Here is a 19,868-nt window from a genome sequence, read left to right as displayed (position 1 = left end):
GCCAACCCACCCCAACCGGGTCATGTAACGGTGATTTTCAGGCCATAAACGGATTGATTCACCCCTCAGGCTGATTTACTGTTGCCGCCGTATAATCCAGCCAATGCCACCAACGCAGCCCCGGAGACTTCCCATGGCCAAAAAGGCGCCGCCCGCCCTGGAAACCGCACTGGACAACCTGGAAAACCTGGTTGAACGGATGGAATCCGGAGAATTGACCCTGGAAGAGTCCCTGAAAGCCTTTGAAGAGGGCGTGCGTCTGTCCCGCGATTGCCAGCAGGCCTTGCAGCAAGCGGAGCAGAAAGTCCGCATTCTGCTGGAGCAGAACAGCGATGCCGAGCCCCAGCCTTTCACCGGCGACAATGATGAGCAGTAGTTTCCCGGCGCTGGACACCCTGCGTACCACCTCCCTGACCCGGCTGGACGACAGTCTGGATCGGCTGATTCCCGCCACCAGTGCGGCCAGCCGCCTCAGTGAGGCCATGCGCTATGCCGCGCTGAGCGGAGGCAAGCGCATTCGCCCACTGCTGGTCTATGGCGCCGCCGAACTGGCCGGCGCCACACCCGGCCAGGCTGACATCCCCGCCTGTGCAGTGGAACTGATCCATGCCTACTCCCTGGTCCACGATGATCTGCCGGCCATGGATGACGATGACCTGCGCCGCGGCCAACCCACCTGTCACAGGGCGTTTGATGAGGCCACGGCCATCCTCGCCGGTGACACCCTGCACACCCGGGCCTTCGAGCTGCTCGCCAGCGAAGGGGATTTTCGTGCCGAGACCCGCATCGCCATGATCCGCCAACTGTCCTGCGCCGCAGGCGTGGACGGTATGGCCGCAGGCCAGATGCAGGACATGCTGGCCCAGGGCCAGCAACAGACCGTGGCCGCACTGGAAGAAATGCATTACCTGAAGACCGGCCGCCTGATCACCGTGAGCCTGCAGCTGGGCTATTTTGCCGCCGAAATCGACCAGCCCGTGCTGCTGGAGGACCTGACCCGGTTCGGCGATGCCATTGGCCTGGCATTCCAGATCCAGGACGACATTCTCGATGTGACCATGGATACCGAGCAACTGGGCAAGCCCTCCGGTTCGGATGAGAAGCTCAACAAGAGCACCTTCCCCTCGCTACTGGGGCTGGATGCCAGCCGGGAACGGGCCCGCTTGCTCTGCGAGCAGGCTCAACAGGTTCTCTCTGGCTATGGCAGCCGCGCCGCGCCCCTGCAACAACTGGCGCAATACATCATTGCCCGCAATCACTGACGACTCACCCTCCGGGCCTGTATACTAAACCCTGTTGACATGCAGCCAGTACCGACCCAGGCAATCCAACGCTATGCCCAAGACTTTTACGCAGATTCCGCTGACGCGCCCCTCCACGCCGTTGCTGGACACACTGAACAGCCCCGCTGAATTGCGACGGCTGCCTGCCAGCCAACTGGGACGGGTGGTGGATGAACTGCGCGAGTACCTGCTGTATGCAGTCGGCCAGTGCGGCGGCCATTTCGGCGCCGGGCTCGGCGTTGTCGAACTGACGGTGGCGCTGCATTACCTCTACAACACGCCGGACGACCGCCTTGTATGGGATGTGGGCCACCAGTGCTATCCCCACAAGATCCTGACCGGCCGCCGTGAGGGCATCACCTCGATCCGCCAACAGCATGGCCTGTCCGGTTTTCCCAAGCGCAGCGAGTCCGAATACGACACCTTTGGTGTGGGCCACTCCTCCACCTCCATCAGTGCCGCTCTGGGCATGGCACTGGGCGCAGAAATGGCCGGCAGTGACCGGCGGGCGGTAGCGATTATCGGGGATGGCGCCATGACCGCCGGCCAGGCCTTCGAGGCCATGAGCCACGCGGCGCACACCCGCTCCAACCTGCTGGTGATCCTTAACGATAACAATATGTCCATCTCCCACAACGTGGGCGGGCTATCCAATTACTTTGCCCGCATCTGGGCCAGCAAGAGCTATATTGCCCTGCGCGAAGGCGGCAAGAAGGTACTCTCTACCATGCCGGCGGCCTGGGATTTCATCCGCCGCACCGAAGAGAGCATGAAGAACATGGTGAGCCCGGACATGCTGTTCGAGGCCATTGGCTTCAATTACATCGGCCCCATCGATGGCCACAACATCGACGAGCTGGTACGCACCCTGGGCAACATGCGCGCCCTGGAAGGCCCGCAATTGCTGCACGTCTACACCACCAAGGGCAAAGGCTTTGCCCCGGCAGAAGCCGACCCGGTAGGTTACCACGCCATCAACAAGATCGAGCCGAAGCCCAAGGTCCAGGTGGCCGTGCCGACCAAAGCCAAGTCACCCAAGTATCAGGACGTTTTCGGCCAGTGGCTGTGCGACATGGCAGCCCAGGACAAGCGCCTGGTGGGCATTACCCCGGCCATGTGCGAGGGGTCCGGCATGGTCGCCTTCAGCCAGCAGTACCCGGACCGCTTCCACGACGTGGCCATTTGCGAACAGCATGCCGTCACCCTGGCCGGCGGACTCGCCTGCGAAGACCAGAAACCGGTGGTAGCGATCTATTCCACCTTCCTGCAGCGCGGCTATGACCAACTGATCCACGATGTGGCTCTGCAGGATCTGGACGTGACCTTTGCCCTGGATCGCGCCGGCTTGGTGGGTGAAGACGGCGCCACCCATGGCGGTGTCTTTGACCTGGCCTATCTGCGCACCGTGCCAAACATGATCGTCGCCGCGCCTTCCGACGAAAATGAATGCCGCCAACTGCTCACCAGTGCCTACCAGTACCACGGCCCTTCCGCGGTCCGTTACCCCCGTGGCACCGGCCCGGGCGTGGATATCCAGCAACCGCTGGAACCCCTGGCCATTGGCCAGTCACGCACCCTGCTGGAAGGCAAACAGGTGGCCATTCTCGCCTTCGGCGCACTCACAGGCGCCGCTCTTGAGGCCGGCAAGGCTCTCAATGCCACGGTGATCGACATGCGCTGGGTGAAACCGCTGGACCGCGACGCGATTCTCAACGCCGCCGCCAGCCACAGCCTGATCGCCACACTTGAAGACCATCAATTGATGGGGGGCGCGGGTTCCGCAGTGAACGAACTACTGAACGAGGAAGGGATCGTCATGGATGTGATGAACCTGGCCCTGCCGGATCAGTTCATTCATCACGGCAAGCGTGACACCTTGCTGGCAGAAGCCGGGCTGGATGCACACAGTATCGAGCGACGCATCCGCGAGCGCCTCAGCCGACAGCCGCTCGCCCACGCCAGCGAACACTGAAGCGACAACCCTTTCTGCCCGTATCATGATCCGTCGGCGGCGCCTCACGGCGCCAGGCTGGCAAGGCGGCGGGTTTCTCTATTTAGGTGAACAGGATTTAACCGCCGCATTTTGACGCTCGCAGATGCCTGTCTCGTGGGAGACTGCTTGCAGGAGAATGTAGGTCTGGCAAGGGCAATGCGCTTGCAAGCATACCCTGACGAGCACAGAGAGCTCCCACAAGAGGAAGCACCTCCGCTTCCTCAGGGCCTTCATGAAACTGTGGGACAGCAGTGGGCTCCCTAATCCTCTTTCTTGCGCGGTCCGTTGTCGCTGACCAACCGCACCGTCGGCGGCGGCTCATACAGACGCCAGTTATCCCGGCCGCCCTGCTTGGCCTGATAGAGCGCCCGGTCCGCCGCATCCAGCAGCTGGAGCGCACTGAGCTTGTCGCCGGGTCCTTTCACCGCCACCCCCACACTGATAGTCACTTCTTCCGATGCCGGGTTATGGGCATGGGGAATACCCAGCGCCCGGACGGAGCGGCACAGACGTGACGCCAGCCGAACGGCCTCCGTCTCATCCACCCCGGGGTAGAGCAGCACGAATTCTTCACCGCCAAAGCGGGCAACCAGGTCGCCACCACGGCGACTGTAGCGCCCCAGTTCATCGGCCAGTGACCGCAAGCAGGCATCACCCTGCAAATGTCCATAGTGATCGTTGTAGGCCTTGAAACGGTCCACATCCACCAGCATCACGGTGAGGGGTTGCTGGCTACGCTGGCAGCGGCGCCACTCCCGGTCCAGCGCCTCATCAAAATAGCGGCGGTTGGCCAGCCCGGTAAGGCTGTCCTCCCGGCTCAGGCGGTGTAAACGGTCTGCCAGGGACTGGGTGCGCAGCTGCTGGCGCAGCAATTGCCGCTGGTTGAAAAACAGCAAACGGCCACGCACTTCCTCGGTATAACAGAGAAACATGCCCAACAGACTGATACCGGTATAGGTGCGGTGGGCGATTTGCCAGTCGATCCCCCGGCCAAACTGCTCCGCGATCAGCCACCCCAGCAGCCCACCGGCCCAGCAGGCCAGGGTAGCTACCGGGAAACGCAGCCCCACCATGGCATAGACAATGACCAGCGCGTAAATCACCGAGACATTGGCCAACTGCACGGAACCTGGCTCATCCAGGAAACCGGGAATGGCCATGGACAGCATGACCGCAAGGAAACTGCCGATACCGGCATAGACAGGAAAGTAATGGTCCAGGGACCGGAACTGGGCGAGGATCCCCGCTATCATGACAATGATACCCACCCAGATATAGGTGCCCAACCACAGGCCGCGGACGGCTTCCGGCGCCAGCGCGTAGATACCGCTGACCAGAATCATGTAGAGAACAAGAATATAAAAGGCGTTCACCCGGAAGCTGGCGACGGCCTCCAGGCACTGATACTCACGATATTCCGACTCCAGGCGCCGCGGGAAACGCAACCAGCGCACCCCCGGTGCCACAACCCGCCTGGAGCGGGGATCAGTCTCCGCCATGGCAATTCCCTTGCACAGCCCGAACATTCGTCATCAGTTCAGGCTAGTTTGTCCCTCAATGGCATGCCAATACCGATCTCCGAACGGTAGTGACAGAACGATATCATGACAAAATGCAGTGTTTTTCACAGTGACGGAGTCTGCATCGGCAGACGAACTCGCACCGGGCCGCGCAAAGGCCCCGGGAGCCTGACACGCCCTCAGGCAGCGGCAAACTGTGCAGGAAGGTAAATAATCAACAGCTGCATGACTACTGCTGCGTACACCCCGGCCAGCAGATCATCCACCATGATGCCCAGCCCGCCGTCGACCCGGCGGTCCAGCCAACCAATGGGCCAGGGCTTGATGATGTCGAAGAAGCGGAATGCCAAAAAACCGGCCAGTGCCCCCCAGGGGGTCACGGGAACCGCAATCATGGTCACCAGCAGGCCGGCAATTTCGTCCCAGACAATGCCAGGGTGATCATGCACATTCATGTCGTGGGAAGTCTTGCCGCACAGATAAGGACCAACCAGGATCACCAGCGCCGTCGCCAGCAGGTACCCCCACATGGGCAGCTGGGCGCACAGCCACCAGATCGGCATGGCCGCCACTGTCCCGAACGTCCCCGGCGCCACAGGCGCCAACCCGGAACCAAAACCAAAGGCCAGAAAATGCACCGGGTTCTTCATCTGCGGCCGTTTCAGTTCCATGCGCGTCCTCTGTCTGGTTTTTTGTTTAGATTTTAGGTTTTGGCGTGAAGCATGAAGCGTGTTGCATGTTGCTTCTCTTGTTGGGTGCTGCATGTCGCGTGCAAGCAGCTCTAACCAAAGTGCCGCCAGCCCGTCGCGGACAACGGCCGACACTCTCCGGCCAGGGAGTACAAACGGACTCCCGGCTGTGCATCGACACGGCCAATCACATGACAGCCCGCCGGCACCGCCGCGCCGTCTCGCAGGGTGAACAACAGCACATAATCGTCGCCACCCTGCAGTTGCAAACGCCGCTGCTCTTCATGATCACAATCGCACAGGATAGCAGCATCCAACGGCAAAGCCGCCTCATCCAGCGTGGCACCAAGCCCACCGGAGGCTTCCAGTACATGATTCAGATCCGCCAGCACACCATCGGAAATGTCGATACAGGCTGAGGCCAGACCACGAAGCGACAAGCCCAGGGAGAGTTGCGGCTGCGGGCGCCGGAAGTGGTCGATGGCCGGACCATGACGGCACCCTTGTTGCCAAAGGTGCAAGCCATGCAACCCGGCGCCAGTCACGCCACCCAGACAGATCCTCTCGCCGCTCTTCGCGCCACTGCGGCGCAACGCCAGCCCGGCAGGCACTGCACCGGTCGCCTGGATCGACACGGCCAGCGGCCCGCGGGTAATGTCTCCCCCCACCAGCGCAATGCCGGCAGCATCGGCGAGTTCGAACATGCCCCTGGAGAAACCGGCCAGCCAGTCTTCATTGACCTCTGGCAGGGTAAGGGACAACAGGAACCACAGCGGTTCAGCCCCCATGGCCGCCAGGTCGGACAGGTTGACCGCCAGACAGCGGTAGCCCACATCCGACGCCGCCATGTCGGCGGGAAAGTGCCGCCCTTCCAGGCTGGTATCCTGAGTCATCACCAGTTGATGACCAGCAGGAGGCGTCAGAATGGCCGCATCGTCACCGGGGCCCATCACGACAGAATCGTCTTGCCCGGCAAGCTGCGCATCATGATGAAAATACCGCCGGATCAGGGAGAACTCATCCAGCGGTTTGTCTGGGGAGGAGGTCATGGTATCAGTCTAGTGTGGGCGGCCCGGCAATGGCCAGAGTCGAGAGTCTGAGGTCGGACGTCGGACGTCGGACGTCGGACGTCGGACGTCGGACGTCGGACGCAAGAGACTAAAAGCCAGGGGACCACACAAGGCTTTTAGCGTCAGACTTCGGACGTCAGACGTCTGACCATTATGCCGTCCGCACCGCTCACTCGTCGCGGGAAGGACGCTCCGACGCCTCTTCATAACGCAGCTTGCGCGCCAGCTTGTCGAGCACACCATTCACATACTTGAAGGATTCCTCTGCACCAAATACCTTGGCCAACTCGATCCCTTCATTGATCACCACCCGGTAAGGCACATCCAGACGCTCCTTCAGTTCGAAGGCGCCCATGCGCAGAATGGCTTTCTCCACCTGGGAAAGCTCTTCCACACGACGGTCCAGAAACGGTGTCAGCAGCTCGTCCAGTTCCTTCACCTGGCCGGGCACCCCGTGGAGCAGATCGTGAAAGTACTCCCGATCGGTCTTGGCAAAATCATTATTCGCCAGGAACTGGGCTTCAATATCGGTGACACTGGCACCGGCCAGCTGCCACTGATACAGCGCCTGAAGGGTGAAACGGCGTGCCTTGCGACGGGCAGCAGGTGTGGCTTGGCTCATAACAATCTCTTGGTGCGTTTACCGCAATTAGCAAGGCCTCTCCCTGTCAGGAAGAGGCCACATCGTGCATCCGGCGTCCGGCTTTATTACAGCGCTTTAAACAGGGAAACCATTTCCAGCGCGCACATGGCGGCTTCGGCGCCCTTGTTGCCGGCCTTGGTGCCGGAACGTTCGATGGCCTGCTCGATGGTATCCACGGTGAGTACACCGAAGATCACGGGAACACCGGTGGCATTCTGCACGCCCGCCAGACCCTTGGCGGCTTCGCCGGCCACGTATTCGAAGTGTGCCGTGCCACCACGAATGACGGCACCCAGAGTGATCACTGCATCATAATCACGCTTCTCGATCACTTTCTTCACCGCCACCGGCAGTTCCCAGGCGCCCGGCACACGAATGATTTCGATGTCATCGCGGCTCACACCGTGGCGTACCAGCGCATCCACGGCGCCATCCAGCAAGGCTTCAACAACAAAGCTGTTGAAACGGGCCACGACGATACCGTAACGGCCGCCAACGTTGTTCAGGGAACCTTCGAGAGTGTTGATGTTGTGCATGTGTCTTGTCCTGATCGCTGGTCACGCCTGGCAACCCAGGTGCTTCCAGTGGTTTTGATTCGCCGCCAGACGCCTGATGCCTGATGCCGGACGCTTTTGGTTTTTAGCATCAGGCCTCGGGCGTCTGGCATCCAGCGCTCTATTAACTTCCTGCGTCCACGTACTCGGTGATCTCCAGATCGAAGCCACTGAGTGCGTTGAAGCGGATCGGTGAGCTGAGCAGTCGCATCTTGCGCACGCCCAGCGCCTTGAGAATCTGGGAGCCGGTGCCGATGTTACGGTAAGCACGGGATTCCCCCTTCGGTTTGCGGGGCTCGCCACCAAAGAAACTGTCCAGACGCTCTACCATGTCCTGGGAGTCGTAATCCTGACCGAGGATGATCACCACGCCGGCATCGGCACCGGACACGGCTTCCAGCACCCGGTGCATGTTCCAGCCAGTGCGGCCATTCATCTTGGCACTCATCAGGTCGCGCAGCGGATCCACCTGGTGCACCCGCACGGTCACTTCTTTCTCTTCGCTGATCTCGCCTTTCACCAGCGCCACATGGGTGAGACCATCCACGGTGTCACGAAAGGCCACCAGACGGAAATCGCCATACCAGGTATCCAGCACATTATCGGACACTTGCTCGATGGTCTTTTCATTGAGCGCCCGGTACTGGATCAGATCGGCAATCGTGCCAATCTTGAGATCGTGCTCCTTGGCAAACACTTCCAGATCTTCGCGGCGGGCCATGGAGCCATCTTCATTCATGACTTCACAGATTACCCCCGCCGGCTCGCAACCCGCCAGCTGGGCAAGGTCGCAGGAGGCTTCGGTGTGTCCGGCACGACGCAGTACACCGCCGGGCTCAGCCATCAGCGGGAAAATATGACCCGGCTGGACAATATCGTAGGCCTTGGCGTTACGGGCCACCGCAGCCTGTACGGTACGGGCACGATCTGCCGCAGAAATACCGGTGGTCACCCCTTCGCGGGCCTCGATGGACACGGTGAACTTGGTACCAAAACCACTGCCGTTGCTCTGTACCATCAGCGGCAGTTCCAGCAACTCACAGCGCTCGCGGGACATAGGCATACAGATCAGGCCACGGCCGTACTTGGCCATGAAGTTGATGGCAGCGGCATCCACATGCTCCGCCGCCATCACCAGATCGCCCTCGTTTTCCCGATCCTCGTCGTCCATCAGGATCACCATCTTGCCCTGACGGATATCTTCGATCAGTTCTTCAATACTGTTGAGCTGCATAATGGTACTCGACCTTTCAAGCGTGGAGACTGACAACGTCTCCTCTGCATTTTTCACCGGTACTGAGCTGCAAGCGACAAGCTTCAAGCTACAAGGAAAACCAGCGCAAACCTTTCATTCACTACGCGACAATCGCGTCGAAAACGATCAATCTCTGGCAACAGCCCATCCCGCGTTGTTGCGTGATGCGTGAAGCCTGTTGCGTTACTTCAAAAACCCGTTTTCCGCCAGAAACGCCATAGAAATCCCCTGGGAAGTGGGCTCGGCGGCCTTCTCTCCCAGCAGCAGGCGCTCCAGGTAGCGGGCGATTATATCAACTTCCAGGTTCACTGGCGTCCCCACCTTCCACTGGCCGATGGTGGTGATTTCCTGGGTGTGCGGGATGATATTCAGGGAGAACACCGCACCGGACACGCTGTTCACCGTCAAGCTGATGCCATCCACGGTGATCGACCCTTTGTGGGCGATGTATCTGGCCAGCTCGGACGGCGCCTCGATATCGATACGCACCGAGCGCGCATCCTGCTTCATCTCGACAATCTTGCCCAGGCCATCCACATGGCCACTGACAAGGTGACCGCCCAGCCGGGTGGTCGGGGTCAGTGCCTTTTCCAGGTTGACCTGGCTGCCCACGGTGATCTGTTTCAACGAGGTCAACGACAGGGTCTCCCCGGACACATCCGCCTCAAAGCCGCCGCCCGGCAAGGCAGTGGCCGTCAGGCAGACCCCATTGACCGCAATGGAATCACCCTGCTGCACATCGCCAAAATCCAGATCATCACTCTTCACCAGCAGGGTCACATCCCCGCCTTTCGGAGTCATCGCGGCCACGGTGCCCATGGCTTCAATAATGCCGGTAAACATGCAAACTCTCCTGCGCCGGGCTTACGGACCAGACGCGCCCGGGATTGAGTTGAAAGTTTAAAGTTCAAAGTTGAAAAGCGCAGACCAGGACCTGCCTGTTGGCCATGCCGTGTCCGCGTTTACCGCTAATCGCGGCGCCAACCACTCAACCTCGCACCGCCCTCATCCGCGTTTTAACTTTCAACTTTGAACTTTAAACTCATTACGCTGGAACGAGCGTCAGGCGCAGGTCATTCCCCACCATCCGCACATCCTGCCATTGCAGCGAGACCTTCTCGCTCATGCTGGCCAGCTGTGGCAGGCCCAGCAGCGGGCGCGCCGACGATCCCAGCAGGGCCGGCGCCATATAGACGACCAGTTCATCGAACAGCCCCTCACGGACAAAGGCCCCGGCCAGCGTGGCGCCACATTCTACCAGCACTTCATTGCATTCGCGCCGGTTCAATTCCTTGAGTAATTGCACCAGGTCAATGCCGGATCCTGAGGCGGGCAGATGGATCACCTCCGCCCCGGCCGATTCCAGCGCATTCTGGCGGCCATCATGGCGCTCCCCGGCCACCAGCAGGCAGTGGCCCGGCGCACTCACCACCGGCACATCCGGCGGTGTGCGCAGGGTGCGATCCAGAATCACCCGCAGCGGCTGGCGCACCCACTCACTGCTGTATGAAGTGAGCGCCCACTGATCCGGACGCACCGTGTAGGAGGGCCGGTCCGCCAGCACTGTCCCCACGCCGGTGATCACTGCAGAGCTGCGTGCCCGCAGCCGCTGGACGTCTTCACGGGCAGCAGGACCGGTAATCCACTGGGACTCGCCACTGGCCATGGCGGTACGACCGTCGACACTGGCCGCAATCTTAATGCGGATAAAGGGGCGCTGGCGGGTCATCCGGGAAATAAAGCCGGGATTGAGTGCACGGGCTTCGTCTTCGAGCAGGCCGGAGGCCGTATCGATACCGGCATCCGCCAGCCGTTTGAGCCCCTGCCCCGCGACCTGCGGATTGGGATCTCGCATGGCAGCGACGACACGGGTCACTCCGGCCTCTAGCAGCGCATCCGCACAGGGACCGGTTCGGCCAGTATGGGAACAGGGTTCCAGGGTGACGTAGGCGGTGGCACCGCAGGCTTTGTCACCGGCCACAGCCAGGGCATGGCGCTCGGCGTGGGGCTCGCCCGCACGGGCATGAAAACCCTCACCAACAATCTCGCCATCACGCACCAGTACGCACCCCACCCGTGGATTAGGGTCGGTGGTATAAAGAGCGCGACGGGCCAACTGCAGAGCCCGCGCCATCATCTGGCGGTCAAAGTCGGTGAACATGGGCGCATTCTACTTGATGCCGGCCCCGGATGCCGCAACAAAGCGACCCGCATCCTCAACAAAATCTGCCAGCACGGCCCTCCCCTGCTCTTCCATGAACTGCTGGAACGCGCCAGCCACCACCGAGAGACGCTTGCGCGAGGGTCTGACCAGATGCCATTGGGTCACGATTGGCAACCCTTCCACGCGCAACGGCGACAGGCCGACCCAGCCCCCCAGATTCAGGGTATGGGCGGAAAGGATCGAAATGCCAAGCCCTGCCATCACCGAATGGCGGATAGCCTCATTGCTTTCTACGGTCATTTTCACGTTCAGCGTCTGCCCCTGCTGCTGAAGATACTGCTCAATGGCATGCCGGGTGCCGGAACCCGACTCGCGCATCAAAAATGGCTCTCTGGCAATATCCTCCAGGCTCAGCGCTGGCTGCCGTGATAGCGCATGCCCCTCGGCAGCAATGGCCACCAGCGGATTATCCAGGAACGCACTGGACTCCAACGACAACCCGCCCGGAACATGACTGAACACATAGAAGTCATCCAGCCCCGCCTCCAGCCGCTCGATGATCTGCTCCCGGTTGCCCACATGGAATGACACCTCAATCCCGGGATAACGCTCGCAGAACGGCCCCAAAAGATGCGGCACGAAGTATTTGGCGGTAGTCACCACTGACAACCGCAAGGTACCGGCTTTCAGCCCACGCAGATCCGCCAGGGTCATATCCAGATGTTCGAACTCCTCCATTACCCGGCGGGCCGAGGCAACCGCCGCCAGGCCCGCGTCGGTAAAACGCAGCTTCCGACCATGCTGCGCATACAGGGCAATCCCCATGGCATCCGCCAGCTTATGCAACTGCATGGACACCGTCGGCTGCGTCAGGTGCAGCGCCTCGGCGGCAGCCGTGACCGTACCGGTATCGTGAACCGCGAGCAGGATCTCCAGTTGTCTCAAGGTGCCCACCCGGGCATGCAATCGACTCATAATTAGATCTTTATCTATATAAATACTAGATAGTATCTATTTTTATCTAATATTGCTTCTCTGGATAATGCCCCCGTTTTCATAAGGGAGGCCCTATGTCACTGATTACCCGTCAACGTTTGTTTATCTGCCTGGTAGCACTGCTCAATCTGGCTTTAGCCGCCACCCTGTCCCTGAACGGCCATGCCGGCGCCCCTTTGGGCGTGATTGGCGGCGCGTTGTTGCCACTGGCCTGGTTGGCCGGTCGCCGGCCCGACACAGCGGCCGCGTCAGCTGGCGAAGGGGATGCCCATGCAGCTTGATGCGGTGGTGTTGTTCTTTGTGCTGGGTCTGGTCGCCGGGGTGCTGAAGGTACGATTGCCGTTCCCCACCGGGCTGTATCAGAGCCTGACACTGTTTCTGTTGCTGGCCATCGGCCTGAAGGGGGGCGCCGCCCTGGCGGAACATGCCAGCGCACGCATCATCTGGCAGTCGCTGCTGGTGATTGGCTTTGGTGCCGCTTTGCCGCTGCTGGCCTTCCCCCTGCTGCGTCAGATTGGCGGCATGGACAAAATCAATGCCGCCGCCATTGCCGCCCACTACGGCAGCGTCAGTGTGGCCACCTATGCGGTTGCCGTGGCGGTTCTGGATGCCGCCGGAGTCACCTATGAGGCTTACCTCCCCCTGTTCGTGGTGCTGCTGGAGATCCCGGCCATCATTGTCGGACTGATACTGGCGCGAGGGCTGTCTGCGGGGCTGGCCAGCCGGGAACTGGCCCATGAGACACTGCTCAGCCCCGGCATTGTGCTGATGGTGGGCGGCCTGCTTATCGGTGCCTTTTCCGGTGACAGCCTGGGCAAGATCTCGCCCTTCTTTATGGAACTGTTTCAGGGTGTACTGGCGCTGTTCCTGCTCAAGATGGGGCTGATCACCACCGAGCAACTCAGTGCGCTGAAACAGGACGGCCCCTTCCTGGCGGCCTTCGGGATCTTTATGCCATTGCTGTCCGGCGCTCTGGGCGCTCTGCTGGGCCATGGGCTGGGTTTATCCGTGGGCGGGGTGACGTTGCTGGCGGTGCTGGGCGCCAGCGCCTCCTACATCGCCGTCCCTGCCGCCATGCGGGTGGCACTGCCCCAGGCCAACCCCACCCTCTCCATGGCAGCCTCTCTGGGCATCTCTTTTCCCTTCAATGTGCTGGCAGGCATCCCCCTTTACCTGCTCCTGGCACAGTGGCTTCAGGGCAGTGGAGTTACCCCGTGACGACCCCGTCACCGTGCCAAAACAAGAGAGACATAAGAGAGACGGCAGCCACCAGGGCTGCCGTCACAGGAGAAGACAAATAACAAGAACCGCTGGGGTGAGCGACATCGTCGATCGCCCCTCAAGAGCCCGCGACTTGCTACCTGTCCAGATCGTCATCCTTGCTGCCGCCCTTGCTGCGCAGACGATCCACTTCCGCAGAGAACTCCGAGATATCCTGAAAACTGCGATACACCGAGGCGAAGCGCACATAAGCCACATCATCAAGCTGCTGCAGCTCTTCCATCACGAACTCGCCCAGCTCCCGGGCAGGTAATTCACGCTCACCGGTGGCACGAAGGCGGTGGCAAACCCGACTGATCGCCGCTTCCAGATCTTCCATGCTCACCGGCCGCTTCTCCAGCGCGCGCAGCATGCCGGCCCGCAGCTTGGCCTCATCAAATGGCTGACGCGTGCCATCGGACTTCACCAACCGGGGCATCACCAGCTCAGCAGTTTCGAAAGTGGTGAAACGTTCATTACAACTGAGGCACTCACGCCGACGTCGCACCTGCCCACCATCAGCCACCAGCCGGGAGTCGATCACCTTTGTGTCTTGGGCAGCGCAGAAAGGACAGTGCATGGGTTCCTCAATTAATAGTTAATAATTAATAGTTAATAGCTAAAAACCATTAACTGCGAGTCTTCGTGGTTTTGATAATGGCGGTCAACAGCTTGATCAGTTCTTCGGCATCCGCCTGTAATGAAGCACCAGCTTCAGGGTTGAAATAACCAGAATCGCATAACAAGTCTATCCAGTAATCCGTCTCACTGGCTTCCTTTAATGCGATATGCAGCTTGTGCACGAAATCAGCACGACTTTCCGCATATTCAGCTTCACGAACCATCGCGCCAATTGCTGTACCACTACGCAGCAACTGCTTACTAAGCACATATTCTTTTCTTTCACTTTGCAGAAAGCGATAGCTATTCACCACCCGCAAAGCAAAAGCGCGGGATTTCTCCCGCGCCGCATTACCTTCAGCCATCCGTGGCCTCCAGCTATTAATTATTCATTATTAACTATTAATTCAGCGCTCATACACCGGCAAACGCGCACAAATCTCTTTCACCTTCCCTTTCACACTCTCAATCACAGACTCATCGCCCATGTTGTCGAGAATGTCGCAGATCCAGCCAGCCAGTGCTTTGGCGTCTTCTTCATTGAAGCCACGGCGGGTGATGGACGGGGAGCCGATGCGCAGGCCGGAGGTGACGAACGGGGAACGCGGATCGTTGGGCACGGCGTTCTTGTTCACGGTGATGTTGGCGCGGCCCAGGGCGGCGTCAGCATCTTTACCGGTGATGTCCTGCTTGATCAGGCTGAGCAGGAACAGGTGGTTCTCGGTGCCGTTGGAGACCACGTCGAAACCGCGCTCGATGAACACGCTGGCCATGGCCTGGGCGTTCTTCACTACCAATTCCTGGTAGCCCTTGAAGTCAGCCTGCATGGCTTCCTTGAAGCAGATCGCCTTGGCGGCAATCACGTGCTCCAGCGGACCACCCTGGCCACCGGGGAAGACGGCTGAGTTGATCTTCTTCTGAATCTCTTCGTTGGCCTTGCCCATGATCAGACCACCACGGGGGCCGCCCAGGGTCTTGTGGGTGGTGGTGGTGGTGATGTCGGCAATGCCCACCGGGCTCGGGTACACGCCCGCCGCAACCAGACCAGCCACGTGGGCCATGTCCACCAGCAGAATGGCGCCCACTTCGTCGGCGATATCGCGGAAACGCTGCCAGTCCACGACCTGGGAGTAGGCAGAGAAGCCCGCTACGATCATCTTCGGCTTGTGCTCACGGGCCAGGGTTTCTACCTGCTCGTAGTCGATCAGGCCGGTCTCGTTGTCCAGCCCGTACTGGATGGCGTTGTAGGTCTTGCCGGAGAAGTTCGGCTTGGCGCCGTGGGTCAGGTGACCGCCCGCGTCCAGGCTCATGCCCAGCACGGTGTCCCCGGCCTTCAGCACCGCCATGTAGACGGCGGCGTTGGCCTGGGAACCGGAGTGCGGCTGAACGTTGGCCCAGTCGGCCCCAAACAGCTCACAGGCACGGTCGATGGCCAGCTGTTCCACCACATCCACGTTTTCACAGCCACCGTAGTAGCGCTTGCCGGGGTAGCCTTCCGCGTACTTGTTGGTCAGTACGGAGCCCTGGGCTTCCATGACCCGCGGGGAGGCATAGTTTTCAGAAGCGATCAGTTCGATATGCTCTTCCTGACGGACTTCCTCGGCCTCGATGGCCGCCTGGATTTCCGGATCGAACTCGGCAATGGACATGGATTTCGGGAACATGGGCTAACCCTGCACTAAGTTTGGTGGATTCGAGGGCGCGTATTCTAACCAAAACCGACGCTAAAGACACATGAAGACGCCTCATGCCAAACCGCAGCCCTGCTCACCCCCGATTCTGTGGACACGCCAGCCCCTTCCTCCTATACAGAGCATCATTCATCCCCCAAATGAGGTATGCCCCCCCCCATACCCATCATTTAGACTGATTCCCGCTTGACATAAATATGAAACTGAAGGGATCAAAAAGAATGAAACTCAGGATGTTGGCGGTCGCCATTTCGACCACCTCCCTGATGCCAGCCCTGGCAGGCGCGGACATCTACGATGCCCGGGCTATGGCTCGCGGGGGCACAGGCATGACCATGGGAGAATACAACCAGGCCATCTACAACCCGGCACTGATCAATCGATTCGATGAAAACGACGATTTCAGCCTTGGCCTGAATGTGGGGGTACTGGCTTCGGACAAGGACAGCATGGTCGAAGGCCTGGACGACTTTGGCGATCAGGTCGAGGACCTGGAAGACAATGCGCCACCCGCCGGTCCGCAGCGAGACCAGGCCGTGGACAGCGCGGAGCAGGAGCTGCAAGCACTGAGCAAAAGTCAGGTTCAGCTGGACGCAGGCGGCGCAATCATGGTCGGCCTGCCTAATCACAAGCTGCCGGCCGCCTTCGTTGCCCGGGCCAAGGCGTCAGCAGGGGTGGGGATCACCTATGTGGACACTGACCGCCAGGTGCTGGAGGACATTGCTGACGGCCTGGCTACAGAAGACGATCTGGATTCCACCGCGGACGCCTCCCTGGTCTGGCTGCATGAATACGGCCTTATGGGCGGCCATCAGTTCGACATCCAGGGGCAGGCCATTGACGCTGGCGCCACGCTGAAACTGCAAACGGTGGAACTGATTCACTACTCGGAAACCGCGTCCGCCTTTGAAGCGGACGACATGACCGACTCCGACAACACGGAATCCCACACCCACCTCAACCTGGACCTGGGGGCGCTGACCCGGCTGGGCGACAAGCAGCAGTACACCGTGGCGGCCACGGTCGAGAACCTGATTCCGAAAACCTTTTCCGGACCCAGCGACAGCGAGTACAAGATGGCGCCGGTGATCACCACCGCCGTGGGCTTCCAGCATAACGACTGGCTGAAACTGGAGGCCAACCTGGATCTGACCAAGCGCAATGGCTATGCATTGCTGGAAGACACCCAGTTCCTGCGTGCCGGTGCCGAATTCTCGGCAGGGAGGCACTTTCACTTCCGTGCCGGTTACCGCACTGACATCAAGAGCAATGTGTCCGACCTGTTGACCGCGGGCATTGGCATCACGCCCTTTGACCGCTTCAACCTGGATCTGAGTGCCGCTACCGGCGACGGAGACACGCTCGGCGTTGCGCTGCAACTGGGCTTCAAGATTTAAGGGGGAAATCATCATGATGGAATTAAAGAATCACCGTTTGGCCATGGTTGCCGCACTGGCGGGAATCACGCTGAGCGGCTGCAAACTGACGGACCTGACCGACAGCGACAGTGACGACGATGACATGACCGCGGCCACGCTGCTGCAAGGCACGGTCACCGAAAGCAGCGGAAGCCCTGCTGTGGGGGCGACCGTGGACATCAAGGACGCCCATGGCGACGCCAAACGGCTGACCACTGACAGTGCCGGCCGCTTCGTCTGGAATGACGAATTCGAGGAAGGGGACACCGATGCGACCGATCCCTTCTTCGGCCTGAAGGCCCCGGTGCTGATCCGCGCCACCGTCAACGGTGCCGAGAATACCGAGTATTACTCTGTCTTGTGCAACACCGTCTATGCCTCCGGCAACCGGGTCAACGCCAATGCACTGACCCACTACACCATGGATCAGACGACGGCCATCAGTGCGGACCTGTTCGACAACTGGGACAACTGGGAGCTGGCCCCGCAGAACAATTACTGCAACCAGAGTTTTGCCGAGAACCTGACGGAGATTGCCGGCACCCTGGACGGGTTCAATTTTTTCAACAGCCTGATCCCGTCAGACAGCCTGCCCACAGCCGTCCAGGACGGACTGGATGAACTGGCCCATAATGGCAATATCGGTATCAGCACCGGCCTCAACGATGTTGAAGACAGCCTTGGCAGCCTGTTTGCCGGCTATTTCGTCACCTGGACACTGGACTACGACGGCACCATTGACGGGCAGGCGGCAACGGGCAGCGAGCCTTACCCGATGAGCCAGCCCATCACCGTCCAGCAACTCAAGGACCAGATCGTGACACTGGTAGCCGACGAAGCCGGCAGCGCAAGGGTTGGTTCCCTGAGCATAAAGGCATTGAACGGCACCCGACTCGGCGATGACGGCACCGTGATTACGGCCAGCCTGGCCGGCAACGTGGAAGCGCTGGGTCAAAGCAAGGACTTTGATCTGACGCTGACCTTCACCGCCAACGCCATGCCTTTCTAACGGGCACAGGGTGGAACCCGGCATCCCCGGTTTCCACCCTGACTCTGTATTGCGCATTTCCCCATACTTTTCGCCCTCTGCGGGATAGCCCGCCAACGCTGCAAACCTTCCAAATTCAGCACTATTCCGTTAGCTTAGGCGCCATTCCGCCGGGGCCTCGGGACTTGCCTTCTGTCCAGCCCCGCACACTTAACGACACTGCGGTCGGAGTTTATAAGTCAGTACATTTTCACCATGGACAAGGAGGGCAAGGTTGTCCCGCCCAAGAAGCACATCCTGAAAGACGTCTCCCTGTCCTTCTTCCCCGGCGCCAAGATCGGCGTACTGGGTCTGAACGGCGCGGGTAAATCCACCCTGCTGAAGATCATGGCCCGGATGGCCGCATTCGAGGAACTGGCCAGCCAGGAATTCCAGAAGCGCAACGAAACCCAGGAACTCTACACCCCGCCGGGCGAGCGTCTTGATGAGCAGGTGTTCGAGCTGAACGGCGTTGCCAAGGAATTCGACCACAAGCTGCTTTACGAAGACCTGAGTTTCCAAGTACCGCGAGGCGCCATTGTCGGCATCATCGGCCCCCAGCTACCAACGAAGGACATCAGGCAAAAACCGTAATGCTTGCAATCAGCCAACCTCTGAGGGACCGTTACCAAAGCAATGAATAACCCGCATTTACCGTTAGCGAACGAGAATTCTCGAGCTTGAACGTGTCGGAACCCAGCTCGAAAGACCAGCGATCATCATCACTTCTCAGCCCCAGCAGCCACTGCCCATCTCTCAGCTCATATCCCATATAGGGGTTTCCAGAAAGGCGCGTCCAGCTCACTCCTGGGCGAACCCATAGACGCTCCAGAAAATACTCGCCCTCTACCGACCAGCGCCAACCTGACTGCTCCAGCCAATAGCTTCCGCGGGTATAGGAAGACAATGTTTGCTGATAATCCTCAGTATTTCTCTTGCCAGTAAACGCCGGATCCAGTTTCACTTCTCCTGGAGTATCGCGATCCACCGTATTGAACGTCCCTTTTGTATAAGGTGCATCTCGCCACCACATACGGCCATAGGCATCCTGAATGTCGAGGATGACACCCTGCCCTTCACCTATCCAACGCAACGTCAGGTCCAAGGCCAGCCCCGTACCAGCAGGCCTCTCGAATTGATGATCGAGCAACAAATCCTGAGAATAGCGGTAGTCCAGCTCGGCCTGACCGCTCAGTTCGCCGCTCTCATTTCTCAGAAATCCATCCAGGCTTCCGTCCTGAAATTGCCAGCCAGACAGCAGCGACAAGGCCGGCTCTACGTGAAACGCTCCTGCAGTCCAACGCCAGGAAAATTTCGCCCCCTGTGTTCGCATATGCCAGGCATTCAACCGAACAGGCACATCCCCTTCTGGCTCAGGAAGATCATTTTCCGAGCGATAGTACAAATCCGCAGTCTCATCATTGAACGTCAACGCATAGTCATAGCGCTGAATGTAGCCGACTCTGAAAGCGCCCTTTCGCACCCCGGCCTCAAGACGGTTTCTCGTCCAGGCAATATCGCCACGATGTAGCGTATTGCTCCACTGATCGGCAAAACCCTTGATGGCCATTGGTTCACTCACCGAACGGCTTGATACCGAAAAGTCCAGCTCTTCCGCACCAAGGGGCATGACCACAAAAAACAACAGAAAAAAGAGATACCGCATAACAAAAAAAGGCCGCCC

The 19,868-nt window shown here is 59.8% G+C and carries 21 protein-coding genes and 1 pseudogene; 9 read left to right on the top strand and 13 right to left on the bottom strand.

Features of this window, described 5'->3' with window-relative positions; genetic code table 11:
* The first annotated feature begins 133 nt into the window (after positions 1–133).
* The 3 genes from xseB to dxs all read left to right on the top strand — a co-directional run bounded on the left by xseB (position 134) and on the right by dxs (position 3,255).
* A complete protein-coding gene (gene xseB / locus HF945_RS02320; RefSeq protein ID WP_290524163.1) occupies positions 134–376 on the top strand; it encodes an exodeoxyribonuclease VII small subunit in 243 nt (80 codons plus the stop codon).
* Positions 366–1,262 (top strand): farnesyl diphosphate synthase, encoded by an 897-nt coding sequence (locus tag HF945_RS02315; protein ID WP_290524162.1) that lies wholly within the window; start codon positions 366–368, stop codon positions 1,260–1,262. Before xseB ends, HF945_RS02315 begins: the two co-directional genes overlap by 11 nt.
* A 73-nt stretch (positions 1,263–1,335) precedes the next feature.
* Positions 1,336–3,255 (top strand): 1-deoxy-D-xylulose-5-phosphate synthase, encoded by a 1,920-nt coding sequence (dxs, locus tag HF945_RS02310; protein ID WP_290524161.1) that lies wholly within the window; start codon positions 1,336–1,338, stop codon positions 3,253–3,255.
* 281 nt (positions 3,256–3,536) lie between these two features.
* Here dxs and HF945_RS02305 read toward each other — a convergent pair whose 3' ends face one another.
* The 6 genes from HF945_RS02305 to ribBA form a co-directional block, all read right to left on the bottom strand.
* Complete coding sequence (locus tag HF945_RS02305) at positions 3,537–4,775, bottom strand: diguanylate cyclase (RefSeq protein ID WP_290524160.1); 1,239 nt, start codon at positions 4,773–4,775, stop codon at positions 3,537–3,539.
* 200 nt (positions 4,776–4,975) lie between these two features.
* Positions 4,976–5,467 carry a phosphatidylglycerophosphatase A gene (locus HF945_RS02300; protein WP_290524159.1) on the bottom strand — a complete coding sequence of 164 codons (492 nt, stop codon included), beginning with the start codon at positions 5,465–5,467 and terminating at the stop codon, positions 4,976–4,978.
* A gap of 110 nt (positions 5,468–5,577) precedes the next feature.
* Positions 5,578–6,534, bottom strand: a complete 957-nt coding sequence (thiL, locus tag HF945_RS02295) for a thiamine-phosphate kinase (protein ID WP_290524158.1) — start codon at positions 6,532–6,534, stop codon at positions 5,578–5,580.
* Positions 6,535–6,724: 190 nt separating this feature from the next.
* On the bottom strand, positions 6,725–7,177 hold the full coding sequence (gene nusB, locus HF945_RS02290) for a transcription antitermination factor NusB (protein ID WP_290524157.1): 453 nt from the start codon (positions 7,175–7,177) through the stop codon (positions 6,725–6,727).
* Positions 7,178–7,263: 86 nt separating this feature from the next.
* Positions 7,264–7,734: a 6,7-dimethyl-8-ribityllumazine synthase gene (ribE, locus tag HF945_RS02285; RefSeq protein ID WP_290524156.1), complete on the bottom strand. Its 471-nt coding sequence runs from the start codon at positions 7,732–7,734 to the stop codon at positions 7,264–7,266.
* 142 nt (positions 7,735–7,876) lie between these two features.
* Positions 7,877–8,986 carry a bifunctional 3,4-dihydroxy-2-butanone-4-phosphate synthase/GTP cyclohydrolase II gene (gene ribBA, locus HF945_RS02280; protein WP_290524155.1) on the bottom strand — a complete coding sequence of 370 codons (1,110 nt, stop codon included), beginning with the start codon at positions 8,984–8,986 and terminating at the stop codon, positions 7,877–7,879.
* 1 nt (position 8,987) lies between these two features.
* Between ribBA and HF945_RS02275 the strand changes: the two genes are divergently transcribed.
* On the top strand, positions 8,988–9,179 hold the full coding sequence (locus HF945_RS02275; protein ID WP_290524154.1) for a hypothetical protein: 192 nt from the start codon (positions 8,988–8,990) through the stop codon (positions 9,177–9,179).
* Positions 9,180–9,190: 11 nt separating this feature from the next.
* Here HF945_RS02275 and HF945_RS02270 read toward each other — a convergent pair whose 3' ends face one another.
* The 3 genes from HF945_RS02270 to HF945_RS02260 form a co-directional block, all read right to left on the bottom strand.
* Positions 9,191–9,850, bottom strand: coding sequence for a riboflavin synthase (locus HF945_RS02270; protein ID WP_290524153.1), 660 nt, complete (start codon positions 9,848–9,850; stop codon positions 9,191–9,193).
* A 202-nt stretch (positions 9,851–10,052) separates the two neighbouring features.
* Complete coding sequence (gene ribD, locus HF945_RS02265; RefSeq protein ID WP_290524152.1) at positions 10,053–11,168, bottom strand: bifunctional diaminohydroxyphosphoribosylaminopyrimidine deaminase/5-amino-6-(5-phosphoribosylamino)uracil reductase RibD; 1,116 nt, start codon at positions 11,166–11,168, stop codon at positions 10,053–10,055.
* Positions 11,169–11,177: 9 nt separating this feature from the next.
* Entirely contained in the window at positions 11,178–12,146 is a 969-nt protein-coding gene (locus HF945_RS02260) for a LysR family transcriptional regulator (RefSeq protein WP_290524151.1), read from the bottom strand.
* 95 nt (positions 12,147–12,241) lie between these two features.
* Here HF945_RS02260 and HF945_RS02255 point away from each other — a divergent pair, with 95 nt between their 5' ends.
* Together HF945_RS02255 and HF945_RS02250 are read left to right on the top strand one after the other, a co-directional pair.
* Positions 12,242–12,448, top strand: a complete 207-nt coding sequence (locus HF945_RS02255; protein ID WP_290524150.1) for a hypothetical protein — start codon at positions 12,242–12,244, stop codon at positions 12,446–12,448.
* Entirely contained in the window at positions 12,438–13,385 is a 948-nt protein-coding gene (locus tag HF945_RS02250; protein ID WP_290524149.1) for a sodium-dependent bicarbonate transport family permease, read from the top strand. Before HF945_RS02255 ends, HF945_RS02250 begins: the two co-directional genes overlap by 11 nt.
* A gap of 139 nt (positions 13,386–13,524) precedes the next feature.
* On the opposite strand, the gene nrdR is transcribed toward HF945_RS02250, so the two are convergent.
* From nrdR to glyA, 3 genes are read right to left on the bottom strand one after another with little or no spacing between them, the layout of a single operon-like run.
* On the bottom strand, positions 13,525–14,007 hold the full coding sequence (gene nrdR / locus HF945_RS02245) for a transcriptional regulator NrdR (protein ID WP_290524148.1): 483 nt from the start codon (positions 14,005–14,007) through the stop codon (positions 13,525–13,527).
* Between the two features lie 49 nt (positions 14,008–14,056).
* Entirely contained in the window at positions 14,057–14,413 is a 357-nt protein-coding gene (locus HF945_RS02240; RefSeq protein WP_290524147.1) for a four helix bundle protein, read from the bottom strand.
* Between the two features lie 42 nt (positions 14,414–14,455).
* Positions 14,456–15,712, bottom strand: coding sequence for a serine hydroxymethyltransferase (gene glyA / locus HF945_RS02235; RefSeq protein WP_290524146.1), 1,257 nt, complete (start codon positions 15,710–15,712; stop codon positions 14,456–14,458).
* A 248-nt stretch (positions 15,713–15,960) separates the two neighbouring features.
* Between glyA and traF the strand changes: the two genes are divergently transcribed.
* From traF to HF945_RS02220, 3 genes and pseudogenes are all read left to right on the top strand, one after another.
* On the top strand, positions 15,961–17,136 hold the full coding sequence (gene traF / locus HF945_RS02230; protein ID WP_290524145.1) for a conjugal transfer protein TraF: 1,176 nt from the start codon (positions 15,961–15,963) through the stop codon (positions 17,134–17,136).
* Between the two features lie 13 nt (positions 17,137–17,149).
* The gene (locus tag HF945_RS02225) at positions 17,150–18,166 is read left to right on the top strand and encodes a carboxypeptidase-like regulatory domain-containing protein (protein WP_290524144.1); all 1,017 of its coding nucleotides are present in this window, start codon (positions 17,150–17,152) and stop codon (positions 18,164–18,166) included.
* A gap of 213 nt (positions 18,167–18,379) precedes the next feature.
* Positions 18,380–18,538 (top strand): annotated as a pseudogene (locus HF945_RS02220) (ATP-binding cassette domain-containing protein); the annotation flags it as partial.
* Positions 18,539–18,809: 271 nt separating this feature from the next.
* On the opposite strand, the gene HF945_RS02215 reads toward HF945_RS02220, so the two are convergent.
* Positions 18,810–19,850, bottom strand: a complete 1,041-nt coding sequence (locus tag HF945_RS02215; protein WP_290524143.1) for a hypothetical protein — start codon at positions 19,848–19,850, stop codon at positions 18,810–18,812.
* Positions 19,851–19,868: the final 18 nt, after the last annotated feature.

The organism is Alcanivorax sp. (assembly GCF_017794965.1).
Classification (GTDB): Bacteria; Pseudomonadota; Gammaproteobacteria; order Pseudomonadales; family Alcanivoracaceae; genus Alcanivorax.
The sequence above is the reverse complement of the archived record's forward strand: the minus strand, read 5'-3'. Positions and strand labels throughout refer to the sequence as shown.

Coding starts and splice junctions, on each gene's coding strand:
- HF945_RS02255 (WP_290524150.1), top strand. CDS start 12,242: ATGTCACTGATTACCCGTCAACGTTTGTTTATCTGCCTGGTAGCACTG.
- nusB (WP_290524157.1), bottom strand. CDS start 7,177: ATGAGCCAAGCCACACCTGCTGCCCGTCGCAAGGCACGCCGTTTCACC.
- glyA (WP_290524146.1), bottom strand. CDS start 15,712: ATGTTCCCGAAATCCATGTCCATTGCCGAGTTCGATCCGGAAATCCAG.
- HF945_RS02305 (WP_290524160.1), bottom strand. CDS start 4,775: ATGGCGGAGACTGATCCCCGCTCCAGGCGGGTTGTGGCACCGGGGGTG.
- nrdR (WP_290524148.1), bottom strand. CDS start 14,007: ATGCACTGTCCTTTCTGCGCTGCCCAAGACACAAAGGTGATCGACTCC.
- xseB (WP_290524163.1), top strand. CDS start 134: ATGGCCAAAAAGGCGCCGCCCGCCCTGGAAACCGCACTGGACAACCTG.
- HF945_RS02240 (WP_290524147.1), bottom strand. CDS start 14,413: ATGGCTGAAGGTAATGCGGCGCGGGAGAAATCCCGCGCTTTTGCTTTG.
- HF945_RS02215 (WP_290524143.1), bottom strand. CDS start 19,850: ATGCGGTATCTCTTTTTTCTGTTGTTTTTTGTGGTCATGCCCCTTGGT.
- HF945_RS02260 (WP_290524151.1), bottom strand. CDS start 12,146: ATGAGTCGATTGCATGCCCGGGTGGGCACCTTGAGACAACTGGAGATC.
- ribE (WP_290524156.1), bottom strand. CDS start 7,734: ATGCACAACATCAACACTCTCGAAGGTTCCCTGAACAACGTTGGCGGC.
- traF (WP_290524145.1), top strand. CDS start 15,961: ATGAAACTCAGGATGTTGGCGGTCGCCATTTCGACCACCTCCCTGATG.
- thiL (WP_290524158.1), bottom strand. CDS start 6,534: ATGACCTCCTCCCCAGACAAACCGCTGGATGAGTTCTCCCTGATCCGG.
- HF945_RS02225 (WP_290524144.1), top strand. CDS start 17,150: ATGATGGAATTAAAGAATCACCGTTTGGCCATGGTTGCCGCACTGGCG.
- HF945_RS02250 (WP_290524149.1), top strand. CDS start 12,438: ATGCAGCTTGATGCGGTGGTGTTGTTCTTTGTGCTGGGTCTGGTCGCC.
- HF945_RS02275 (WP_290524154.1), top strand. CDS start 8,988: ATGGTACTCGACCTTTCAAGCGTGGAGACTGACAACGTCTCCTCTGCA.
- dxs (WP_290524161.1), top strand. CDS start 1,336: ATGCCCAAGACTTTTACGCAGATTCCGCTGACGCGCCCCTCCACGCCG.
- HF945_RS02300 (WP_290524159.1), bottom strand. CDS start 5,467: ATGGAACTGAAACGGCCGCAGATGAAGAACCCGGTGCATTTTCTGGCC.
- HF945_RS02315 (WP_290524162.1), top strand. CDS start 366: ATGAGCAGTAGTTTCCCGGCGCTGGACACCCTGCGTACCACCTCCCTG.
- HF945_RS02270 (WP_290524153.1), bottom strand. CDS start 9,850: ATGTTTACCGGCATTATTGAAGCCATGGGCACCGTGGCCGCGATGACT.
- ribBA (WP_290524155.1), bottom strand. CDS start 8,986: ATGCAGCTCAACAGTATTGAAGAACTGATCGAAGATATCCGTCAGGGC.
- ribD (WP_290524152.1), bottom strand. CDS start 11,168: ATGTTCACCGACTTTGACCGCCAGATGATGGCGCGGGCTCTGCAGTTG.